The sequence below is a fragment of the Acidimicrobiales bacterium genome (assembly GCA_040219515.1).
GTDB lineage: Bacteria > Actinomycetota > Acidimicrobiia > Acidimicrobiales > Aldehydirespiratoraceae > JAJRXC01.
This window is the reverse complement of the sequence record JAVJSI010000018.1, coordinates 39330-58884: the sequence shown is the minus strand read 5'-3', so window position 1 is coordinate 58884 and position 19555 is coordinate 39330. Positions and strand designations below refer to the sequence as shown.

The following is a 19555-nucleotide window of genomic DNA, read 5'->3' as shown; positions in this document are numbered from 1 at the left end:
GGGGCTGATCTAATGGGGTCCGCATGAACGCCATTCCCGCCACGTCCTCGGTGCTCGCCGATTCCTCGCTGATCGGCACGGGTCTGTCGCGGGCCTACACGGCCGAGATCGACGCCTGGTTGCAGCGGGTGGTGGGTGGAGTCGACGAGATGCACGGCGTCGCGCTCGCGGCGGTGGGCGGCTACGGGCGAGGCGATCTCAGCATGGGGTCCGACCTCGACCTGTTGTTGATCCACAACAATTCGGGCCATGTCGCCGAGGTGGCCGAGAACATCTGGTACCCGATCTGGGACACCGGGATGAAGCTCGGCCATGCCGTGCGAACGATCGACGAGGCACTCGATCTGGCATCGGGTGACCTCGACACGGCGACGTCGCTGCTCGACATTCGTCTCATCGGTGGCGACCATCGGCTCGTCGACGAGCTGGCCGCGAAGTCCCGAGCCCAGTGGCGCGACAACGCCGACAAGATGCTGAGCATGATCTCGGAACGAACCCGAGAGCGCCATGCCGAAGCCGGGGAGGTGGCGTTCCTCCTCGAGCCCGACCTCAAGCTCTCTCGCGGCGGCTTGCGCGACGTCCACGCGCTGCACTGGATCGACCTGGCCGACGACGGGCTCATGGAGGACTCGGAGCGCCAGGGGCTCATCGGCCCGCACGACACGCTGCTGTCAGCGCGGGTCGAGCTCCATCGCTCGACCGGTCGGCACTCCAACCAGCTGCTCCTCCAGGACCAGGACGAGGTCGCCTCGGCCCTCGGCTACGGCGACGCCGACGACCTCATGGCCGAGATCTCGCAGGCGGCCCGCACCGTCGCATGGATCACCGACGCCGTCCTGCACCGGATGCACCTGCGGTCGACCCGTCGGCGTTGGCGCAAGAAGGTCCGCGACGTCGGCCACGGCATCAAGATCACCGACGAGACGCTGCTGCTCGATGACGACGCCCCGGTGTCCACCGATCCGGTTATGCCGCTGCGGGTCGCGTACATCGCGGCGCGAGACGATGCGTTCATCGAGCGTTCGGTGCTCGATCGGCTCGCGGCCGAGAGTCCGAATCTGCCCGACCCGTGGCCGGCCGACGCCCGCGAGGTTCTCGTCGACCTGCTGCTGCTGGGCGGCGATGCCATCCGCACGCTCGAAGCGCTCGACCAGGTCGACCTGCTCTCTCGGCTGCTGCCGGAGTGGGCGCCTAACCGCAGTCGACCGCAGCGCAACGCGTATCACCGCTACACGGTCGACCGACACCTGATGGAGGCGGCGGCCGAGGCGGCCAACATCGCCGATCGTGTCGAACGCCCCGATCTGCTGGTGCTCGGCGGGCTCTTCCACGACATCGGCAAGGGCTACCCGGGCGACCACTCGGAGGTCGGCGTGGATCTTGTACGCCGGATCGGCACCCGAATGGGCTATCCGCCGGCCGACGTCGACGTACTCGCGGCGCTGGTGCGCCACCACCTGCTGCTGCCCGACACGGCAAGCCGGCGCGACCTCGAGGACGAGGACACGATCAAGTTCGTCGCCGACGAGATCGGATCGGTCAACACGCTCGAACTGCTCGGCGCCCTCACCGAGGCCGACTCGATTGCCACGAGTCGGGCCGCCTGGAACGGGTGGAAGGCCGGTCTCCTACGCGATCTCGTCGAGCGGACGAGTCACTACCTCCAGACCGGCGGCAAGGTCATCGAGTCGGTCTTCCCCTCCGACGAGCTGGTCGCTCGGCTGCTCAGCGGCGAGGAGGTCGTCGAGCTGCGCGGCCACGAGCTCACCGTCATGGCCGAGGACCGCCGGGGCACGTTCTCCCGGGTGGCCGGTGCGTTGGCGCTCCACGGCGTCGAGATCCTCGAAGCACAGTTGCACACCGAGAACGGCCGCGCGCTCGAGGTCCTGCGGCTCGACGGAGGAATCGGTCTCGATGAACGCCCTCGCGAGGTCGAGGACGAGGTGCGCGCCGCGCTGCGCGGCCGTGTCGCCATCAGGGCCCGACTCATCCAGCGGGCGCAGAACTACCGCTACCAGCGGGCGACGACTGCGGTCCTGATCGAGCCGCAGGTGATCTTCGACAACGAGATGTCGTCGTCGCACACCGTCGTCGAGATGCGCGGCCCGGACTCCATCGGGCTGCTCTACCGGGTCACCCGGGCGATCGCCGACCTCGATCTCGACATCTACACGGCGAAGGTGCAGACCCTCGGCGACGACGTGATCGACTCGTTCTACGTGCTCGACTCCGACGGCATGAAGATCACCGATCCGGCCCATCAGCGCGAGATCGAGCTGGCCATCCTCACGTCGATCGCGGCCGACGCCTGAACCTCCGTGGAGGATGCCGGTCGGGCCGGCCGACAGCATTCGGCTGTTGCGATGATTGAGGATGGATCGATCTGGGTAGGCCTTTCTGCGCGAACCGCTGCCAACCACCACGAGAGGGGAATCATGTCGAACCGTCCCACCAATCCCCATCGCCGGCCGGCCCGGCTGGTGTTGTACACCAACCGCCTCGAGGACCGGATACCGGGTCGTGCCGCGTTCGTCGTCCACCGAGGACGCACGATCGGCCGGACTCGGACGCTCGACGGCATGCGGCTCCTCGAGGAGTGGGCCCGCCGACGGGCTGAACGTCTGGCGGCGAACGGACCGGCGACCGAACGATCATCCGACATCGATCTCACCGATCGCGCCGACGGCGATTCGGGTGCCGACGACGAAGTCACGGCCGACGCTGCGTCCGACGACGAACGTCTCGCCGAAACGGCGACGCCGGACGACAGCTGGACGAAGGGCCGGATCTACGAACTGGCTCGCTCACTCGATCTCGAGGGACGGTCGAAGCTCAACAAGGCCGACCTGCTCGAAGCCGTTCTCGACGAGCTCGACGAGCGCGGGGCCCTCGACGGCCCGGTCGATCCGGTCTACGCCGAGCCTCGGACTCCGGTCGAAACGACGACCTGACCGACCACTCGAGCGACACCGACCACAGAAACGACGAGGAGAGGGAGCCTCTCATGGCCCGCCCACAGAACGAAGAACTGAACCGCAGCGGGAACACGCCGCTCGACCCCGACAGCATCGGCGGCCGGCTCGAAGCGCGCGACCAGCCGCAGGCCGATGACCACATGGGTGGCCCCGTACCACCGGAGAATCGACCCGGCCATCATCCCGAGACGGAGCAGGATCAACCCGATGCCGATGCCTTCGTCGCACGGTTCTCCGGCCGAGACGGCACCGAAGCGGGTGAGACTCGCGCGGAGATCATGTCCCGGGTGAAGGACACGGCATCGACCGTCGGTCAGACGATGGCGATGTTCTGGGCCTCCGCCCGTCGCGTGGGAAAGGCGACGGCCGACGCCGTCCGCCACGAGGTGGGCAACCGGAACGAGAAGGACGGAACCGACGAGCAGTAGTGAGCCGAGGACAGACAGATGCCGAAAGACCGCAGCCCCGACCCCGGACCTTCGATCAAGGATCCGGAGCGCTATGAGGCCCTTCGCGATGAGGGCATGAGCAAGGAGAAGGCGGCGCGAATCGCCAACAGCGACGCACACGAAGTGGGACAGAAGGGTGGCCACGCACCGCCCTACGAGGAGTGGACGAAGGACGACCTCTACGACAAGGCGAAGGAGGTCGGCATCGACGGTCGGTCCGGGATGGACAAGAACGAACTGATCGACGCTCTTCGCAACCACTGACCGACGCGTATCCGCATAGGGTCGGGCCGTGACGACAACCCCACCAAACCCGCGTCGCGCCACCGAGCGCGAGCTGATCCGGTGGGCCGAGACGCTCTCGGCCACGGCTCGCACCGGTCTCGGCTTCACCGACAGCCTCTACGAGCGCGAGCGCTTCCAAGAGGTGCTGGCGGTGGCTGCGGACATTCGATCGCATGTCCAGGGCGGGTTCCATCCCCAGGAACAGGTGCAGGAATGGCTCGACGCGGTTGGCGCAGGTGTCGCCGGCTATGTCACACCGAAGATCACCGTGGGCGCCGTCGTCGGCAACGACGATGGCGAGCTGCTGATGATCCAGCGAGCCGACTCGGGGGTCTGGCTCTATCCCACGGGTTGGGCCGACGTCGGCTATTCGCCGGCCGAGGTCGTGGTGAAGGAGGTCCACGAGGAGACCGGCATCGAATGCGAGGTGGTTCGTCCCATCGCCATCCTCGACGGACAGCGGCGGGGCTTCACCCGCATCCCCCTCATCTCGCTCGTGTTCCATTGCCGCATGACCGGCGGCAGTCTGGCCGCTCATCCGCTCGAGTGTCGCGACGTCGGCTGGTTCGCGGAAGACGCGCTGCCCGAACCCACGGCCAACTCGGCGCTGTGGGCCGAGCAGGCGTTCCGGGCCATCCGCGGTGAGGATCTGCCCGTACAGTTCGACCAACCGCGCACCCCGCCATGGCGGGGCGATGTCGACCACGAGGACTCACAATGAAGGCTGTCACTCCGACCGCGTACGACCCGGTCACCTCCACCATGGATCACGGCACGACCCGCGACGGGCTCGTCCAGGCCCGGCGCCGCTGGCAGCCCGAAGGTGATGCCCGGGGCGCGGTGCTGTTGCTCCACGGCATCGCCGAACACGGCGGGCGCTACGAACACGTGGGCCGACGCCTCGCCGATGCCGGCTTCGACACCGTCGCCATCGACCATCGCGGCTACGGCCGAAGTGGGGGTCGGCGTGGCCATGTCGACCGCTGGTCGCAGTTCACCGACGACGTGCAGGACCAGCTCGCCGAGGTCCGCACGCTCGGCCGGCCGACGATTCTGCTGGGCCACTCGATGGGCGGGCTGATGGCGACCCGCTATTGCGTCGACCCCGATCGGCCCCAACCGGACCTGCTCGTGCTGTGCGGCCCGGCCCTCGGCGCAGAGATCCCGACGCACCTGCGGGTCGCCGCCCCGCTCGTATCACGCTTCGCCCCCCGAATGGAGATCAAGGAGAAAGGCGACCCGTCGTTTCTCTCCAGGGATCCCGCCGTCGGCGAGATCTTCTACGCCGACCCGTATCGCGTGCCCTTCCCGACGGCCCGGCTCGGCGCCGAACTCATGCAGGCAATGGCCGACACCCGTGAACGGATCGCCGACCTGACCGTTCCGACGTTCGTGATCCACGGCGGCGACGACAAGCTGGTGCCCGCCGAGGCCAGCGAGATATTCGACACGCTGCCCAACGCCGAACGCATCGTCTACGACGGGCTCCGCCACGAACTCTTCAACGAGGCGGAAGGCCTCGAGATCCTCGACACCGTCATCACCTGGATCAACGGCCGGCTCGGCTGAGCACCAGGGCCTGGGAGCGCTACTCGTTGTCGCGGAGGAACTGTTCGACTTCGGCCAGCAGTGTCTCGGGGTCGTCGTCGAGCGACTCGTCGCTCTCGGCGTCGAGCTCGTCGTTCTCTTCGTCGGCGTCGTCCCACGCTTCTTCGAGATCGGCGACATAGCTCGCCGTGTCGTCGTCCTCGGCCACGAGTTCGTCGACCTGGCGTTCGTAGGTGGCCGCCGCGATCTCGAGGTCGGTGCAGTAGACCGAGGTGCCGATGACGTCGCACACCCTTTCGACGAGGGCGAGTCCGGCCTTCGGCGACGGCGCGCCGGGCACGTAGGACGGCACGGTGGCCCACACCGATGCGGTCGGCATCCGTGCTTCGTTGCACTGGCTCGCCAGCACGCCGACGATGCCGGTGGGGCCCTCGTAGGTCGACGGCTCGAGGTCGAGCTCGGCCATGAGCTGCGCGTTGTCGGTGGCGCCGTAGACCTCGACGGGCCGGGAGTGGGGCACGTCGGCGAGCAGGGCACCGAGGGTGATGATCTGGCTCACGTCGAGTGCCCTCGCCGTCTCGATGATCTGGTCGCAGAAGGTGCGCCAGCGAAGCTGGGGCTCGAGACCGAGCAACACGATCGCATCGCGCGAAGCGCCCGGCACTCGGCAGGCCCGGAACATGTTCGTCGGCCAGGTCAGCGAGCGCTGACGATCGTCGTCGAGCTGCACCAGCGGGCGGGTGGTGCTGAAGTCGTAGAACAACTCGGCATCGATCTCGGCCAGCGGGGTGCCGTCCCAACGATCGGCGAGGTGTGCAGCAGCGATGCTGGCAGCATCGCCGGCGTCGTTCCAGCCCTCGAATGCAGTGATGAGCACCGGCGAGCGCAGTTGGGGGACGTTCGAGAGCCAGCGAACGTGGGCGGGGGTTTCGGCGTGCGTCGACACCCGATCAACGCTATCGGCGGGCGGTGGCTCATCGTGCCCGGAACCTTGCGGTGGTCTGTACGACCGTGGACCGGTGGACCGGTGCCGGAGGGTGTGGATAGCGTTCGCCCACACGCACGCGACTGAGGGGGGGGGGCTGATGCGCCGTCGACGACGACCCCTACCGGGAGGTCGACTCGCGCTGGTCGTGGCGGTGCTCGCGTCGATGCTCGCGCTGCCCGCATCGGCGTCGGCGCAGGGATGCCGCGATAGTGGAAGCGATCCGTCAGCGGGTGGCGCAGGATGCCGTCTTCCGGGCTGCGTTCGCGGCCGCCATCAACGGCGGATGATCAGCGTGCCCGCGTGACGCGGTAGGTGCCGTCGGCGTTGCGGCTGACCACGACGCCGTCGTTGCGCTTCCGTAACTCGTCGGCGGTCGAACGGTCGACGCCGTTTGCCAGGACGTAGCCACCGGTGGTGTTCGGGATACTCACTTCAGCTCCTTGGCGGCTGCCCTGCGGGGGACGAGGCAACCTGACCCGCATTCCACAGAGTAGTACGTCATGTGATGACTTTCCGTCACCCAACTGACATATTTTCGAAATCTACGACCGGCGCTCGTCTGGGCACCGATCGTGGATGTCGCTAACGTCGCGGTCCATGGACGACCAGACCACGATTTTCATCGACAACGACCACGTCACGGCGGCGAGCTCCGACCGCATCGAGGTCATCAATCCGGCTACGGAGGAGATGATCGGTTCGGTGCCGGATTGCGGTCCGGCCGACATCGATCGTGCCGTCGCCAGTTCGGTCGCTGCGTTCAACGGCGAGTGGCGCAAGTGGACCCCCGACGATCGCATCGAGGCGCTGAGCCGATTCGCCCAGGCGATCGAGGCGCGCACGCAGGACTTCGCCGACGTCATCACCGCAGAGGTCGGCACGCCGACCACCCAGTCGATGATGGTGCAGGTCTACGCGTCGAAGATGGTGCTCGACCACTACGTGAATGCCGCCAAGAACTACCAGTGGCAGGAGCAGCGTCAGGGCTCGATGGGCCAGAAGGTGCTGATCAACCGTCAGCCCGTGGGCGTATGCGCCGGCATCGTGCCGTGGAACGTGCCGTTGTTCATCGCGGCGATGAAGCTCGGTCCGGTCATCGCGACCGGTTCGACCATGATCCTGAAGACGGCCCCGGAGACCCCGTTGCACGGTCGACTCATCGGCGAGGCCGTGAAGGAAGCCGGTCTGCCCGAGGGTGTCGTCAACGTCATCTCCGCCGATCGGGTGGGCAGTGAATACCTGGTGCGCCACAACGACATCGACAAGGTGAGCTTCACCGGGTCGGCTCTCACCGGCGGCATCGTGGCCGGTATCTGTGGCGAGCAGATCAAGCGCTGCACCCTCGAGCTCGGCGGCAAGTCGGCCGCGATCGTGCTCGAGGATGTCGATCTCGATGCCGTCATGGGCGACCTCGTCATGTCGGGCATGCTCAACACGGGCCAGGCCTGTGGCGCGCAGACCCGTATCCTCGTGCCCGCCGGGCGCTATGACGAGATCACCGAGGCACTCGGTGCCGCCGTCGCCGCGGTGCCCTACGGTGACCCGACCGATCCCGAGATGGTGCTCGGCCCGCTCGTCGCCAAGCGTCAGTACGACAAGGTCGGCGGTTACCTCCAGTCCGGCAAGGACGAGGGCGCCGTCGTGGTCACCGGCGGCAACCTGGCCGACGTCGACAAGGGATTCTTCGTGGAGCCCACCGTGTTCCGTAACGTCACCAACGACATGAAGATCGCTCGTGAGGAGATCTTCGGGCCGGTGTTGTCGTGCATCAAGTACGACACGGTCGACGAGGCCATCAAGATCGCCAACGACAGCGAGTACGGCCTCAGCGGTTCGGTGTGGACGCAGGACATCGATCGCGCCGCCCACATCGCCGGCCAGATCCGCACCGGCGTCGTGGCCGTCAACAGTGCGGCCATCCTCGACATGGCCAGCCCGTTCGGCGGCTTCAAGAAGAGTGGCATCGGCCGTGAGCTCGGCCCCGAGGGCTTCGGCCCCTTCACCGAGATCCAGTCCGTCCTGCTCCCGGCCTAGTTGGGACGGGGGTCAGACCCCAGCGTCCCAACGTTGGGACACCGGGGTCTGACCCCGGTGTCCCAACTCAGGAGTCGTGCTGGTCGGGGGGGCTGAAGCGGTAGACGTTGGTGTCCCGCTGCACGAAACCGATGCGCTGGTAGAGACGGTTGGCTGCGTCGCGGCTCGGCCGGGAGGTGAGGTCCACCGTGATGGCACCCCGGGCGAACGCATGGTCGATCGCGGCCTCGTTGAGGATGCGACCCACGCCCTTGCCGCGGGCGGCCTCGTCGACGATGACGTCCTCGATCCACGCCCGGATGCCGGTGGGAATGCGGAAGAGGATCAGGGTGAGCGTGCCGAGGATGCCGGTCTCGTCGCGACACATGAACAGGATCGAGGCATCGGAGTCGATCATCTCCTGCAGCGCTTCGTCGGTGGGCGGCGGATTCGACTTGGACAGCTGGGGCACGAGCCGGTCCATGGCCTCGCGCAGTTCGGCGGTGACTTCGGTTGCGATGTACGTCTCGACCATGGGCCGAGCGTAGAGGTCAGGAAACGGGAGGTGGCGCAGACCAGGGCGCGTCGGCCAGATAGTCCTCGACCGGTGTGGGTTCCTCCACCCGGAACCCGACCGGCAACCAGAGGTCGCCGGCGGCGGCCGAGTAGTGGATCTCCCACCCGTGGGTGGCGAGGAACGAGCGCTCGTCGTCGCGGAACAGATTCGCGTAGTGGGTGACCGCGGCGACGTAGGCGTCGGAGTTGTTGTAGCCGAACAGCGCCCCGTGCATGTCGGCGGGACCGCCTCTGCGCACGAGGTACCGGGCCGCCGCCGGGATGGCATCGAACGGGTCGGTGATGTCGCCGTCGCTGACCTCCTCCCAGGTCGTGGGCAGGAACTGCATCGGCCCCTGCGCGCCGGCGGTCGAGAGTCCGTCGATGCGCCCGAAGCCCGTCTCGATCAGATTGATCGCGGCGAGGAACGACCAACCGATGCCGGTGTCGGCCTCGGCGGCCTCGTAGAGCGACCGGAGTTCGTCGGCGGGCAGCGGCTCGATGATCTCCCACGCCGGCACGTTGACCGGCGGCTCGCCGCCGTGGCTGATGTCGGCGATCGACTGGCGGGCCGCGAGGTGGCTCGCGATCACCGGTGTGAGTTCGTCGGACGCGCCGGCGAGTGCCGCCTGCACCCACTCGGGATCGCGGGCGATGATCCGGTAGAGCATCTGTTGTTCGTGGGCGAGGTCGGCCCATCGTTCGTCGCCGGGGTCGAGGTCGGGGTCGTGCAGCAGCTGCTCGACCTCCAGGACACGGGCCGCGGCCGCATCGGCGGTGCCGGGAACCGAGGGGTAAACCCGGCCGTTCGGGGCCGCCGGGTGCGGGGGAGTGGTTGTCGTAGGGGTCGTCGTCGGGGTCGTCGTCGGGGTCGTCGTGCTCGAGGCGGCCGAAAGGGTGGTCGTCGCCGGTGTCTCGTCCGGATCGGCGAGTTCGCCCTGGTCGCCGCCCGAACAGGCGAGGGTGAAGGTGGCGACGGCCGCGATGAGCGCGACCCGGAGGGGCCGGGGCCGGATGCTCACCCGGCGACGAGGCGGCTGATCCCGCCCCCGAGCGACAGCGTCAACAGCTCGCCCTCGGCATCGGCGGTGATCCCGACGAGATCCTGGATCGGCACGCCGAGGTCGCGGAACACGACGTCGTCATCCACGATCGACAGCGCCCACACCGAGGACTGGCAGTAGTCGCCGAACACGTAGGATCCGACCAGCTCGGGGATCGCGGAACCCCGATAGACCTCACCGCCGCTGATGCTGCAACCGCTCGGCGTGCTGCCTGCGTGCGGGTACTCGAACACGGGGTCGACATTGCCCGACGGGCGGTCGCCGCTGAACTCGTTGGTGCCTTCGCGCAGGTTCCACCCGAGGTTCGCGCCGAGGCCGAAGCCATTGGCGCCGAGCAGCAGGTCGACCTCCTCCCACTGGTTCTGACCGACGTCGGCGATCCAGAGGTCGTCGGTGAGCGGGTCGAAGGAGAACCGCCACGGGTTGCGGAGTCCGATGGCGAAGATCTCGGGTCGCCCGTCGACCCCGTCGGCGTAGGGATTGTCGGCCGGGATCTCGTAGGGCGATGCGGCCCCGGGGGTGGGGTCGATGCGCAGGAGCGAACCCAGGATCTGCGTCGGGTCCTGGCCGGCGCCGAGGGGGTCGCCACCGCTCCCGCCGTCGCCGACGCCGATGTAGAGATGGCCGTCGGGTCCGATCGCCATCCCCCCACCGTTGTGGTTGCCGAAGGGTTGTTCGATCGTGAGGAGGTGGTGGCGTTCGCCGGGGCGGCCGTCGGTATCGAGCACGAAGGCATCGATGTTGGTGTGGCCGTCGAGGTCGGTGAAGTTGACGTAGAGGTGGGTCTCGTCGGCGGCCATTCCGAGCAGACCTCGCTCGCCGCCGGCGACGGTCTCGGCCGAGAGGTCGACCACGGTGTCGCCGAGGTCGCCGGTGGCGGGGTCGAGCACGGCCACGATCCCGCTGCGCTGTGCGAGCCACAGCTCGCCGTTGGCGGCGACCGTCGTGTCGACCGGTTCGTCGTAGACACCGAGGGGACTCGCGCCGACGACGGCCTGGGTGAGGTCGCCGTCGACCGACCCGGGCGCCGGAGCGTCGGTGGTCGTCGTGGTCTCCTCCGGCGACTCGGGGTCGACGCCGGAGTCGGGCATGGTCGTGTCGGCGTTCGTGGTGCTCGGTGCCTCGGTGACGACGGGGACCGTCGTGCCCGACGACTCGGCGACGGGATCGTCGCTGCCGCAGGCCGTCAGCGCGACCGCGAGGGCGACGCACACGGCGATGGGTCGAAGAGAGCTCATGCCGGCACTCTACGAATGAGACCCTCTTGCACGACGCTGGCGATGAGTCGGCCGTCGTGGGTGAACACCCGGCCGGTGGCCAGTCCGCGGGCGCCCGTGGCGGCGGGGGTGTGCTGGTCGTAGAGGAGCCATTCGTCGGCCCGGAAGCCGCCGTGGAACCACATGGCGTGGTCGAGGCTCGCCATCTGGATCGTCTGATCGGTCGATCCCGTGCCGTGGGGCAACAGGCTGGTGTCGAGCAGGGTCATGTCGGACGCATAGGTGAGCAGACAGGTGTGGAGCACCTGGTTGTCGGGCAGGCGGCCATCGGCGCGGAACCACACCTGTTGCACGGGCGGCAGGGGCTCGGTCCGGCCGAGGGGGCTGGCGGTGATGTAGCGGATGTCGAGCGGGTGGGGATGGTCACCGAACGGGTCCTCGACGCCGGAGGCTGCGAAGCGCTCGGCCCGGGTGGGCAGATCGTCGGCCGGCGGAACCTGGGGCATCGGTTCGAGGTGCTCGAGGCCGGGTTCCTTGATGTGGAACGACGCGGCGAGGTTGAAGATCGCCTTGCCGTGCTGGATGGCGACCACCCGGCGCGTCGTGAACGAGCGACCATCACGGATGCGATCGACCTCGTAGAGCACCGGGACGCTCGGATCGCCGGGTCGCAGGAAATAGGCGTGGAGCGAGTGCACCGGACGTTCGTCGCTCACCGTGCGGGCCGCGGCCACGAGCGCCTGGCCGGCCACCTGGCCGCCGAAGATGCGCTGGCGACTCTCGTCGGGGGACACCCCGCGGAAGATGTTGACCTCGATGGACTCGAGATCCAGGAGGTCGACGAGATCGTCCACTGCGGTCTGCATGGACGACATTCTGCCGCATGGTCAACAGGTGGCGGCGTTCGGCCGACAAGTCGGGGTATGACGCTAGCCTCCTCCTCCATGTCGACCGTCGAGCGTCTGGGGCTCAGCCGCCTCATCGAGGACCACGGACGGAAGTTCCTTCGCTATTGCGGCGTGTCGGTGGTCAACGTGATCACCGGCAACGGGACGCTGCTCCTGTGCCTCGAGGTGTTCGATCTGCACCGGGTCCTGGCCGTCCTGATCGCGTGGTCGGTCAGCACGGTGCCGGCCTACCTGCTGAGCCGTCGCTGGGTGTGGCAACAGACCGGGGCGAACTCGATGCGCAACGAGGTCGCCCCCTTCTGGGTCCTGGCCCTCATCGGCCTCGGTTTCTCGGGCCTGTGCGTGTGGGTCGCCGGTTTCTTCACCGATTCGTCGCTCATGCTGCTCCTGGTGAACCTCGGCGCGTTCGGCGTGGTCTGGGTGGCGAAGTACCTCCTGCTCGAGCGGCTCATGTGGGGCATCCGCCTCGACGTCGAGGTCGAAACCGTCTGATGGACGCCGAGCGCCGCGCGTTCGCCGAGGCCGCCCGGGGGTTCATGCCGCCCGACGAGGGCGTCGCCCTGTACGAGGCCGCGCTCGGTGTCGACGTCGACGGCCCGTTCCTCGAAGTCGGCAGCTATTGCGGGAAGTCGGGCGTCTACATCGGGTCGGCCGCGCAGACCATGGGGCGGGTGCTCTTCGCGCTCGATCACCATCGTGGGTCCGAGGAGAACCAGGCCGGCTGGGAATGGCACGAGCCGGATCTCGTCGATGAGGCCGTCGGAAAGATGGACACACTCCCCACCTTTCGTCGCACGATCCACGATGCCGGCCTCGAGGGCTCGGTCGTCGCGCTGGTGGGCGACTCGCCCACCGTCGGGTCGGTGTGGGCGACGCCGCTGGCGCTGCTCTTCATCGACGGGGGGCACGGCCACGATCCTGCCCACCGTGACTACGAGATCTGGGTGCCCCATGTCGTGATCGGCGGTCGGCTGCTGATCCACGACGTGTTCCCGAACCCCGACGACGGCGGCCGCCCGCCGTACGAGATCTACTGCCGAGCCATGGAGGCCGGCGGTTTCCGGGAACTGGCCGCGGTGGGCTCCCTCCGCGTACTGGAGCGCATCGCACTCGGCGAGTAGGCGCCGCGGGGTTGTGACGGTCGGCGAATGGGGTGGACCAGCGGCGCCACTCTCGCCGGGTTCGCGGTCGCCGCAGTCGCGCTGGCCGCCTTCGTCGGCTGGGAGCTGAGGATGCCCTCGCCGATGCTCTTCGGCTTCATCTTCCTGGTGACGCAGTACTTCCAACTCGTGCGCGGCTATGGCCAGTTCGAGGCCGGCATGCGCACGATCCCGGTGGCTCTCTCGATCGCGACCGCCGCAGTGGTCGCGCCCAAGGTCGTCGAGCGGATCGGCACGAAGCGGGTCGTCAGCGTCGGGCTCGCCCTCATGGGTACCGGGTTCCTGTGGGTCTCCGTCGTGTCGGCGACGACGCCGTATCCGGAGATCGTCGGCCAGATGGTGTTCCTCGGCGTGGGTCTCGGTCTGACCACGGCGCCGGCCACCGAGTCGATCCTGGGCTCCCTGCCGGCCGACAAGGCCGGTATCGGATCCGCGGTCAACGAGCCGCCCGGGCGGAGGAACCGACGCTGGAGGCCGACGCCCACCTGGTGAGCGTCTGACCGTCAGTCCCGGGCGCGTTGGTCGAGCGTGCTGCTGGGCTGATCGCTCGGTTCGACATCGATGATGGCCGGCAGGAAGCCGTGGTCGGAGAAGAGACGGGCGGCCGGACTCGACCCGTCGATCGCCTCGGCGGTGAGCAGTACGGCGGCCGACGAGTAGGTCGAGCGCTCCTCGGGCGGGAACAGGGTGCCGTCCGGGTGGACGATGCCGGTGATGTAGCGACCGTCGTCCTCGCGGGTGGCCTGCGCGGCGGCGAAGAGCTGGCGGGCGATGTCGGTCTCGCCGACGCCGAGGTGGGCGAGCGCGCACTCGCAGGTCTCGGCCGTGGTGACCCACGGCCGATCGCTGACGCAGCGGATGCCCTTGTCGTCGAGCATGAACGTGTCGAAGCGCTCGGCCAGGTGGGCGCGGCCGACCTCGCCGGTGAGCACGCCGGCCAGCACCGGGTAGTACCAGTCCATCGCCCAGCGGTGCTTGGGCGAGAACGCCTCGTCGCGTTCGAAGCGGATGGCTCGGGCGAGCCGGCCGACCGAGAGCTCCCAGTCGGGCCGTTCGTGGTGCAGTTCCTCGGCGATGGCAACTGCGCAGCGAAGGCTGTGGGCGATCGACGACGAGCCGGTGAGCAGCGCGAACGACCACGGGGTCCCGTCGGGGTGGCGGGCCCACAGGATCTCGCCGCGGGGCTGTTGGAGGTCGAGTACGAAGTCGATGGCGGGCTCGACGACCTTCCACATCTCCTCGAGATAGCCCAGATCGCGGAAGTGGAGGTAGTGGTGCCACACGCCGGTCGCGATGTAGGCGATGACGTTGGCGTCGAGCTTGTCCTGCTCGACCCCGTCCGCGAGGTAGTACTGATGCCACGACCCGTCGGGACGCTGCACGTCGACCAGCCACTGGTAGGCGGCCTCGGCCTCGGCCCGGTGGTCACCGATGACGAGCGCCATCGCGGCCTCGATGTGGTTCCACGGGTCGGCGTGGCCGCCGGGGAACCACGGGATCATGCCGGACGGCAACTGCCACGAGGCGATGTGGTCGGCGGTGTCGCGGATCTGTCGGGCGGAAAGAACGCCGGGGATGTCAGGCGGCATGGGATCCCTCCAGGATGCGCGTCGAACGGAGCGGCGACTTCGTGGCGTAGACCACCAAGCTCTTGCCGAGGACGGGATTGAGGACCTTCTCCGCCGTGCGAGTCAACCACGGCTGCTTCACGATGTCCCACTCGAGGAGCCGGTGGTAGGTCTTCACCGACCAGTTGTCGTCGATCTCGTTGTTGACGCCCACCGCACAGCGGATCCACCAGTAGGGCGAGTGCAGGGCATGGGCACGATGCGAATCGACGGGGTCGAGACCGGCGCCGCGCAGCTTCTCGCGCACCTCCTGCTCGGTGTAGATGCGGACGTGGCCGCCCTCGGCCTTCGGGGCGTAGTACTCGTCGCTCAGCCTCCAGCAGATCTTCTCGGGGAGGGTGGCCGGCACGGTGACGGCGATGGTGCCACCCGGCTTGAGGATGCGCATGAACTCGTCGTAGGCCGCCTGGTCGTCGGGCACGTGCTCGAGGACCTCGGAGGCGATGATCTTGTCGAAGGTCTCGTCGGGGTAGGGGAGGCGGGTGCCGTCGCCCTGCACCTGGGCGCGCAGCAGGGCCCCGTCGAAGAGCCCGTCGTCGACCAGGATTGGGCCGGTGTTGCGGATCGCCTCGAGTTCGGGCAGCGCCATGTCGCAGCTGACGACGCTGGCGCCGCGGACGAGAGCCTCGTAGGTGTGGCGTCCGAAACCGCAGCCGAGGTCGAGCAGGAGATCCCCGGCGCGCAGATCGAACCTGTCGTAGTCGACCGTCAACATCAGCGGGCTCCGTGGGTGGCTTCGTGCTCGGCGAGGAGGGCGCGGTACTGCTCGACCGTGCGCTGCGCGGTGTGGCGCCACGACCATTGGTCGATGACGCGCTGGCGACCCTGGGCGCCGACCTTGGCGCACAGCTCCGGGTTGTCGAGCGCCATCTTGATCGTGGCCGCGAGTGCCTCGCTGTTGCCCGGCTCGGTGAGGAAACAGGTCTCGCCGCTGATGCCGGCCACCTCGGGCAGCGCGCCCCCGGTCGTGGCCACCAGTGGGACGCCGCACGACATCGCCTCGATGGCGGGCAGCGAGAAGCCCTCGTAGAGGGAGGGCACGACGGCGAGTTCGGCCTCGCTGTAGAGCTCGACGATGCGCTGATCGGGCACACCGGACACGAACTCGACACAGTCGTCGAGGCCGAGTCGGGTCATCACCGTGCTCGCGTGGCTGTCGGGGCGACGTTTGCCGATGATCGTGAGCTCGATGTGGCGTTCGGTGCGCAGCTTGGCGACCGCCTCGAGGAGGAACTTCAGGCCCTTCATGGCGACGTCGGCCGACGCGGTGGTGACGAGGTGGCCCGGTCGACGCTCGACGCCCGGCACCGGGAGGAAGAGCTGGGGGTCGACGCCCACCGGCACGACGTGGAGCTTCTCGGGATCGATGCCGTGGTCGGCGCTGATGTCGCCCTTGGACGACTCCGACACGGTCATCACGCGGGGCATGCGCTTGCCGACCTGGGTCTGCATCTTGGTGAAGGAGTACCAGCGGCGTTTGCCGAACTTCTCCCACGGGGTGCGGGCGTGTTCGAGTTCGAGCTTGCGATCGACGGTGATCGGGTGATGGATGGTCTCGAGGATCGGCCACCCCTCCTGCTGGAGTTTCAGCAGGCCCCATCCGAGTGTCTGGTTGTCGTGGATCAGGTCGAACTCGTCGCGCCGGTGCCGGAGGTGACGCCAGGCGCGGAGGCTGAACGCCATCGGTTCGGAGAAGTTGCCGGTGCTGAACGAGGCGTGTTCGGCGACGTCGGTCCAGTCCTTCCACTCCCAGACGCGGGGCTTGCGCATCGGGTGCGGGTCACCCCAGATGTCGAGGCTCGGTAGTTCGATCAGCGGGACACGCTCGTCGAGGATCGGATACGGCGGTCCACCGAGCACCTCGACATGGTGGCCGAGATCGACCAGCGCCTTGCTGAGATGGCGGATGTAGACGCCCTGTCCGCCGACGTGCGGCTTGCCTCGATAGGTGAGCAGCGCGATACGCAGAGCGCCATCTCGGTCGTCGGGCATGAGTCACCAGGTTTCCGCGGGGTACGTCAGGACGTCAAATGATGCCCGAGATCGGCTCGTTTCCACCCTCACGGTGACGTCGGGCACGTCTCGCGCCGGTAGAACGGGCCCATGCGAGCACTGATCCAGCGGGTGATCCGAGCGAGAGTGACCGTGGACGCCGAGGGACCGGACCCGGAGATCACCGGCCGGATCGGCCCGGGGGTGCTCGCCTTCGTGGGGGTCACGCACGACGACACACCGGCGCAGGCCGCCAAACTGGCCGCCAGGATCTGGCACCTGCGGATCTTCGACGACGAGGACGGGGTGATGAACCTGTCGGTGGCCGACACCACGTGTGAGGTGCTCGTGGTGAGCCAGTTCACGCTGTATGCCGACACCCGCAAGGGGCGTCGGCCCGGCTACGCCGACGCGGCGCGTCCCGAGGTGGCCGAGCCGCTCGTCGACGCGGTGGTCGCCGAGCTACGGACGCTCGGCGCGACCGTGGCGACCGGTCGCTTCCGTGCCGACATGACCGTCGAGCTCGTCAACGACGGGCCCGTCACCCTCGCCGTCGAGGTCTGAGCCCCGCCGGGCGCGACCGAGAGCGAACAGTGCGAGGGCCAACATCGGCCAGGGTCCGACGATGGTGGCCAGTGTGCGGCCCTGACGAAGGGGCACGGCCTGGCGCAGGACCGTCTGCTCGCTGATGCTGGTGCGCTGGTGGACCTCGCCGTCGTTCCCGACGACGGCCGAGAAGCCGGTCGGTGCGGCCTGGAGGACCCACCGATCGTTCTCGATGGCGCGCAGGCGACTCGACGCGACCTGCTGGGTCTGCACGATCGTGAGCCAGTAGGACGAACCGTTCGTGGGGTTCAGCAGCATCTGGCCGCCGTTGTTCATCGCGTCGCGTGCTCGATAGTCGAAGAAGATCTCCCACGAGATCGAGACGCCGAGCGGACCGAACTCGGTGTCGAGCACGGCGGGTCCGGTGCCGGCCCGGACGTCGCGTCCGGGGAGCTCGTCGCTGAACTTCTCGAGCAGCGAGCGCAGCGGCACGAACTCGCCGAACGGGACCAGACGGACCTTGTCGTAGCGGTCGCCCTGGCGACCATCGGGGGTGGTGACGACCGAGTAGTTCTCGTTGGCGGTGCGGTCGTCGGACGGCTCGAACCAGCCGCTCACGATCGTGGCGTCGGTCGCGGCGGCGAGACGCCGGAGCTCGCCGAGTGCCTCGTCGGCGCGCAGCACGGGCTCGTCGCAACGGGTCGGAGTGGGGATCAGTTCGTCGACGGGATGGATCACGTCCTCGGGCCAGAGGATGAGGTCGACGTCCTCGTCGGCGGCGATCAGTTCGGTGGCCGCCACATGACGCTCGAACACATTGCGGTTCTCGCACGTGTCGGCCCGCGTGTTCTGCGGGCCGCCACCCTGCACGACGACCACGTCGATCGTGCGCACGGTGTCGACGCCGATACCGCCGAGATAGCCGAGCAGGACGGCGGCGCACACCGCACCGATCGGCCGCCACGGGACGTGGCGGCGCACGACGGCATCGCGCAGGCCCGCGGCGATGACCACGGTGACGAACACGAGGAACGGCGATCCGAGGAAGCGAGCGGCGACGGCCCAGGGCGTGTCGACCGAGGCCATCGCGAGGGTGGCGAGCGGCACGCCGCCGAAGGGCACGTGCCAGCGGACGACCTCGGCCAGCACGACGGCACCGGCGAACGCAGTCGGACGGCGCGCACCCTCCCCGGGGGTCGCCCAACCGGCGAGGGCGACGAGCAGGGTGAAGAGGCCGGCGGCCACCGGCCACCCGGCGGGCGTGAGATCGAGCATCCACAGGGTCGAGGGAAAGGCCCAGAAGGCGCCGACCGCCACCGACCGACCGAGGCGGGTGCGGGCCGGCACGTCGGCGAGCAGGTGGAACCAGAGACCCAGGCCGGCGAGGGTGAGCGGCCACCAGCCCCAGGGCGGGAGGCCCGCGGCGATGAGCAACCCGGCGAGTGCGCTCGCGGCGCGCGGGTGTCTCACTTCGGACGGATGTCGGCCTGCAGGCGATGCACGCCGCCGACGGCCCCGACGCCCTTGATGCGCACCGTGACGTCGCCGTCGGTGGTGACCCAGTCGGGCAGACCCTCGGGGTCGGTGACCGCGAGCACCTCGCCCGGGGCGGCGGCGGCGCAGAGCTTGGCCGCCATGTTCACCGGTTCGCCGATGTAGTCATCGCCCTCGAACAGGAGGGCGATGCCGGTGGCCAGCCCGACCCGAACGCGGATGGCCGAGTCCGAGAAGTGGTGCACGAGGTGTACGCCGAGCGCGATCGTGGGCGCCGGCTCGGTGCCGACGAGCATGACGCCGTCGCCCAGCCACTTGGCCACCCGCACGCCGCGCTTCGCGGCGACGTTTCGCGTGACCCGACGGAACTCGCCCAGTTGACGAACCGCGGCGTGGGGACCGTTGTCCCGGGTGAAGGCGGTGAATCCGCTCAGGTCGGCGAAGCAGAACGTGCGGGTGACGTTGAGATGTGTGTCGCCCTCCGTCAACTGATCCGGGCTCGCCACCTGATCGGCCTGGGCGGCCTCGGCCCAATCGAGGGCGGGGCCGGTGTCCCGAGCCAGGAGCGGCACCAGCAGTTCTCCGGTCGCGTCGACGCGTCGCAGGGTCGAAGCGGGGGTCGACCGGGAGGGCGAAGGGGAAGGCGTGGGGATGTCGGGCGACGTCACGCCGTCAGACTCCCACACACCTTCCCGAGTCTCGCGGTCAGAACTCTGCGGTGGTGCGAGGGGCG

Annotated in this window: 22 protein-coding genes; 11 read left to right on the top strand and 11 right to left on the bottom strand. The window is 68.6% G+C overall.

All coding sequences use genetic code 11. The annotated features are described in order from the left end of the window. Positions 1 to 23 precede the first annotated feature (23 nt). From RIB98_18465 to RIB98_18440, 6 genes are all read left to right on the top strand, one after another. Positions 24 to 2312, top strand: coding sequence for a [protein-PII] uridylyltransferase (locus RIB98_18465; GenBank protein MEQ8842966.1), 2289 nt, complete (start codon positions 24 to 26; stop codon positions 2310 to 2312). 123 nt (positions 2313 to 2435) lie between these two features. Beyond that, entirely contained in the window at positions 2436 to 2951 is a 516-nt protein-coding gene (locus RIB98_18460; protein MEQ8842965.1) for a hypothetical protein, read from the top strand. A 53-nt stretch (positions 2952 to 3004) separates the two neighbouring features. Further along, the gene (locus RIB98_18455) at positions 3005 to 3403 is read left to right on the top strand and encodes a hypothetical protein (protein ID MEQ8842964.1); all 399 of its coding nucleotides are present in this window, start codon (positions 3005 to 3007) and stop codon (positions 3401 to 3403) included. A gap of 18 nt (positions 3404 to 3421) precedes the next feature. Then, positions 3422 to 3688, top strand: a complete 267-nt coding sequence (locus RIB98_18450) for a Rho termination factor N-terminal domain-containing protein (GenBank protein MEQ8842963.1) — start codon at positions 3422 to 3424, stop codon at positions 3686 to 3688. 28 nt (positions 3689 to 3716) lie between these two features. Then, a complete protein-coding gene (locus tag RIB98_18445) occupies positions 3717 to 4430 on the top strand; it encodes an NUDIX hydrolase N-terminal domain-containing protein (GenBank protein MEQ8842962.1) in 714 nt (237 codons plus the stop codon). Next, positions 4427 to 5278 (top strand): alpha/beta hydrolase, encoded by an 852-nt coding sequence (locus RIB98_18440; protein ID MEQ8842961.1) that lies wholly within the window; start codon positions 4427 to 4429, stop codon positions 5276 to 5278. The genes RIB98_18445 and RIB98_18440 overlap by 4 nt, the downstream gene beginning before the upstream one ends. Before the next feature lie 19 nt (positions 5279 to 5297). Here the strand turns inward: RIB98_18440 and RIB98_18435 are convergent, their stop codons facing one another. Together RIB98_18435 and RIB98_18430 are read right to left on the bottom strand one after the other, a co-directional pair. Next, positions 5298 to 6203, bottom strand: a complete 906-nt coding sequence (locus tag RIB98_18435; GenBank protein MEQ8842960.1) for a PAC2 family protein — start codon at positions 6201 to 6203, stop codon at positions 5298 to 5300. 329 nt (positions 6204 to 6532) lie between these two features. Next, a complete protein-coding gene (locus RIB98_18430; protein ID MEQ8842959.1) occupies positions 6533 to 6676 on the bottom strand; it encodes a hypothetical protein in 144 nt (47 codons plus the stop codon). 166 nt (positions 6677 to 6842) lie between these two features. Between RIB98_18430 and RIB98_18425 the strand changes: the two genes are divergently transcribed. After that, the gene (locus RIB98_18425; protein ID MEQ8842958.1) at positions 6843 to 8279 is read left to right on the top strand and encodes an aldehyde dehydrogenase; all 1437 of its coding nucleotides are present in this window, start codon (positions 6843 to 6845) and stop codon (positions 8277 to 8279) included. A gap of 67 nt (positions 8280 to 8346) precedes the next feature. Here the strand turns inward: RIB98_18425 and RIB98_18420 are convergent, their stop codons facing one another. From RIB98_18420 to RIB98_18405, 4 genes are read right to left on the bottom strand one after another with little or no spacing between them, the layout of a single operon-like run. Next, positions 8347 to 8793, bottom strand: coding sequence for a GNAT family N-acetyltransferase (locus RIB98_18420; GenBank protein MEQ8842957.1), 447 nt, complete (start codon positions 8791 to 8793; stop codon positions 8347 to 8349). A gap of 16 nt (positions 8794 to 8809) precedes the next feature. Then, complete coding sequence (locus RIB98_18415; protein ID MEQ8842956.1) at positions 8810 to 9835, bottom strand: transglycosylase SLT domain-containing protein; 1026 nt, start codon at positions 9833 to 9835, stop codon at positions 8810 to 8812. Beyond that, a complete protein-coding gene (locus RIB98_18410; protein MEQ8842955.1) occupies positions 9832 to 11115 on the bottom strand; it encodes a PQQ-dependent sugar dehydrogenase in 1284 nt (427 codons plus the stop codon). Before RIB98_18410 ends, RIB98_18415 begins: the two co-directional genes overlap by 4 nt. Next, on the bottom strand, positions 11112 to 11960 hold the full coding sequence (locus RIB98_18405; GenBank protein ID MEQ8842954.1) for an acyl-CoA thioesterase II: 849 nt from the start codon (positions 11958 to 11960) through the stop codon (positions 11112 to 11114). Before RIB98_18405 ends, RIB98_18410 begins: the two co-directional genes overlap by 4 nt. Before the next feature lie 78 nt (positions 11961 to 12038). Between RIB98_18405 and RIB98_18400 the strand changes: the two genes are divergently transcribed. Genes RIB98_18400 through RIB98_18390 form a run of 3 tightly spaced genes read left to right on the top strand, consistent with a single transcriptional unit; the run spans position 12039 to position 13654 of the window. Then, positions 12039 to 12494 (top strand): GtrA family protein, encoded by a 456-nt coding sequence (locus RIB98_18400; GenBank protein ID MEQ8842953.1) that lies wholly within the window; start codon positions 12039 to 12041, stop codon positions 12492 to 12494. Then, positions 12494 to 13123, top strand: coding sequence for a class I SAM-dependent methyltransferase (locus tag RIB98_18395; GenBank protein MEQ8842952.1), 630 nt, complete (start codon positions 12494 to 12496; stop codon positions 13121 to 13123). Before RIB98_18400 ends, RIB98_18395 begins: the two co-directional genes overlap by 1 nt. A gap of 27 nt (positions 13124 to 13150) precedes the next feature. After that, positions 13151 to 13654: a hypothetical protein gene (locus RIB98_18390; protein ID MEQ8842951.1), complete on the top strand. Its 504-nt coding sequence runs from the start codon at positions 13151 to 13153 to the stop codon at positions 13652 to 13654. 11 nt (positions 13655 to 13665) lie between these two features. Here RIB98_18390 and RIB98_18385 read toward each other — a convergent pair whose 3' ends face one another. The 3 genes from RIB98_18385 to RIB98_18375 are packed head-to-tail and all read right to left on the bottom strand — an operon-like array spanning position 13666 to position 16782. Further along, positions 13666 to 14751: a hypothetical protein gene (locus tag RIB98_18385; protein ID MEQ8842950.1), complete on the bottom strand. Its 1086-nt coding sequence runs from the start codon at positions 14749 to 14751 to the stop codon at positions 13666 to 13668. Continuing rightward, entirely contained in the window at positions 14741 to 15505 is a 765-nt protein-coding gene (locus RIB98_18380) for a class I SAM-dependent methyltransferase (GenBank protein MEQ8842949.1), read from the bottom strand. The genes RIB98_18385 and RIB98_18380 overlap by 11 nt, the downstream gene beginning before the upstream one ends. After that, positions 15505 to 16782 (bottom strand): glycosyltransferase family 4 protein, encoded by a 1278-nt coding sequence (locus RIB98_18375; protein MEQ8842948.1) that lies wholly within the window; start codon positions 16780 to 16782, stop codon positions 15505 to 15507. Before RIB98_18375 ends, RIB98_18380 begins: the two co-directional genes overlap by 1 nt. A gap of 111 nt (positions 16783 to 16893) precedes the next feature. Between RIB98_18375 and dtd the strand changes: the two genes are divergently transcribed. After that, positions 16894 to 17346 (top strand): D-aminoacyl-tRNA deacylase, encoded by a 453-nt coding sequence (gene dtd, locus RIB98_18370; protein MEQ8842947.1) that lies wholly within the window; start codon positions 16894 to 16896, stop codon positions 17344 to 17346. On the opposite strand, the gene lnt is transcribed toward dtd, so the two are convergent. Next, positions 17245 to 18798: an apolipoprotein N-acyltransferase gene (lnt, locus tag RIB98_18365; protein ID MEQ8842946.1), complete on the bottom strand. Its 1554-nt coding sequence runs from the start codon at positions 18796 to 18798 to the stop codon at positions 17245 to 17247. The two genes, dtd and lnt, sit on opposite strands and share 102 nt — an antisense overlap. Beyond that, positions 18795 to 19490, bottom strand: coding sequence for an adenylate/guanylate cyclase domain-containing protein (locus tag RIB98_18360; protein MEQ8842945.1), 696 nt, complete (start codon positions 19488 to 19490; stop codon positions 18795 to 18797). Before RIB98_18360 ends, lnt begins: the two co-directional genes overlap by 4 nt. Positions 19491 to 19555: the final 65 nt, after the last annotated feature.

Excerpts from the sequence above, each read along its gene's own strand:
- RIB98_18465 (MEQ8842966.1), top strand. The coding sequence starts at position 24 with ATGAACGCCATTCCCGCCACGTCCTCGGTGCTCGCCGATTCCTCGCTG.
- RIB98_18460 (MEQ8842965.1), top strand. The coding sequence starts at position 2,436 with ATGTCGAACCGTCCCACCAATCCCCATCGCCGGCCGGCCCGGCTGGTG.
- RIB98_18455 (MEQ8842964.1), top strand. The coding sequence starts at position 3,005 with ATGGCCCGCCCACAGAACGAAGAACTGAACCGCAGCGGGAACACGCCG.
- RIB98_18450 (MEQ8842963.1), top strand. The coding sequence starts at position 3,422 with ATGCCGAAAGACCGCAGCCCCGACCCCGGACCTTCGATCAAGGATCCG.
- RIB98_18440 (MEQ8842961.1), top strand. The coding sequence starts at position 4,427 with ATGAAGGCTGTCACTCCGACCGCGTACGACCCGGTCACCTCCACCATG.
- RIB98_18425 (MEQ8842958.1), top strand. The coding sequence starts at position 6,843 with ATGGACGACCAGACCACGATTTTCATCGACAACGACCACGTCACGGCG.
- RIB98_18420 (MEQ8842957.1), bottom strand. The coding sequence starts at position 8,793 with ATGGTCGAGACGTACATCGCAACCGAAGTCACCGCCGAACTGCGCGAG.
- RIB98_18410 (MEQ8842955.1), bottom strand. The coding sequence starts at position 11,115 with ATGAGCTCTCTTCGACCCATCGCCGTGTGCGTCGCCCTCGCGGTCGCG.
- RIB98_18405 (MEQ8842954.1), bottom strand. The coding sequence starts at position 11,960 with ATGCAGACCGCAGTGGACGATCTCGTCGACCTCCTGGATCTCGAGTCC.
- RIB98_18400 (MEQ8842953.1), top strand. The coding sequence starts at position 12,039 with ATGTCGACCGTCGAGCGTCTGGGGCTCAGCCGCCTCATCGAGGACCAC.
- RIB98_18395 (MEQ8842952.1), top strand. The coding sequence starts at position 12,494 with ATGGACGCCGAGCGCCGCGCGTTCGCCGAGGCCGCCCGGGGGTTCATG.
- RIB98_18390 (MEQ8842951.1), top strand. The coding sequence starts at position 13,151 with ATGGGGTGGACCAGCGGCGCCACTCTCGCCGGGTTCGCGGTCGCCGCA.
- RIB98_18385 (MEQ8842950.1), bottom strand. The coding sequence starts at position 14,751 with ATGCCGCCTGACATCCCCGGCGTTCTTTCCGCCCGACAGATCCGCGAC.
- RIB98_18380 (MEQ8842949.1), bottom strand. The coding sequence starts at position 15,505 with ATGTTGACGGTCGACTACGACAGGTTCGATCTGCGCGCCGGGGATCTC.
- RIB98_18375 (MEQ8842948.1), bottom strand. The coding sequence starts at position 16,782 with ATGCCCGACGACCGAGATGGCGCTCTGCGTATCGCGCTGCTCACCTAT.
- dtd (MEQ8842947.1), top strand. The coding sequence starts at position 16,894 with ATGCGAGCACTGATCCAGCGGGTGATCCGAGCGAGAGTGACCGTGGAC.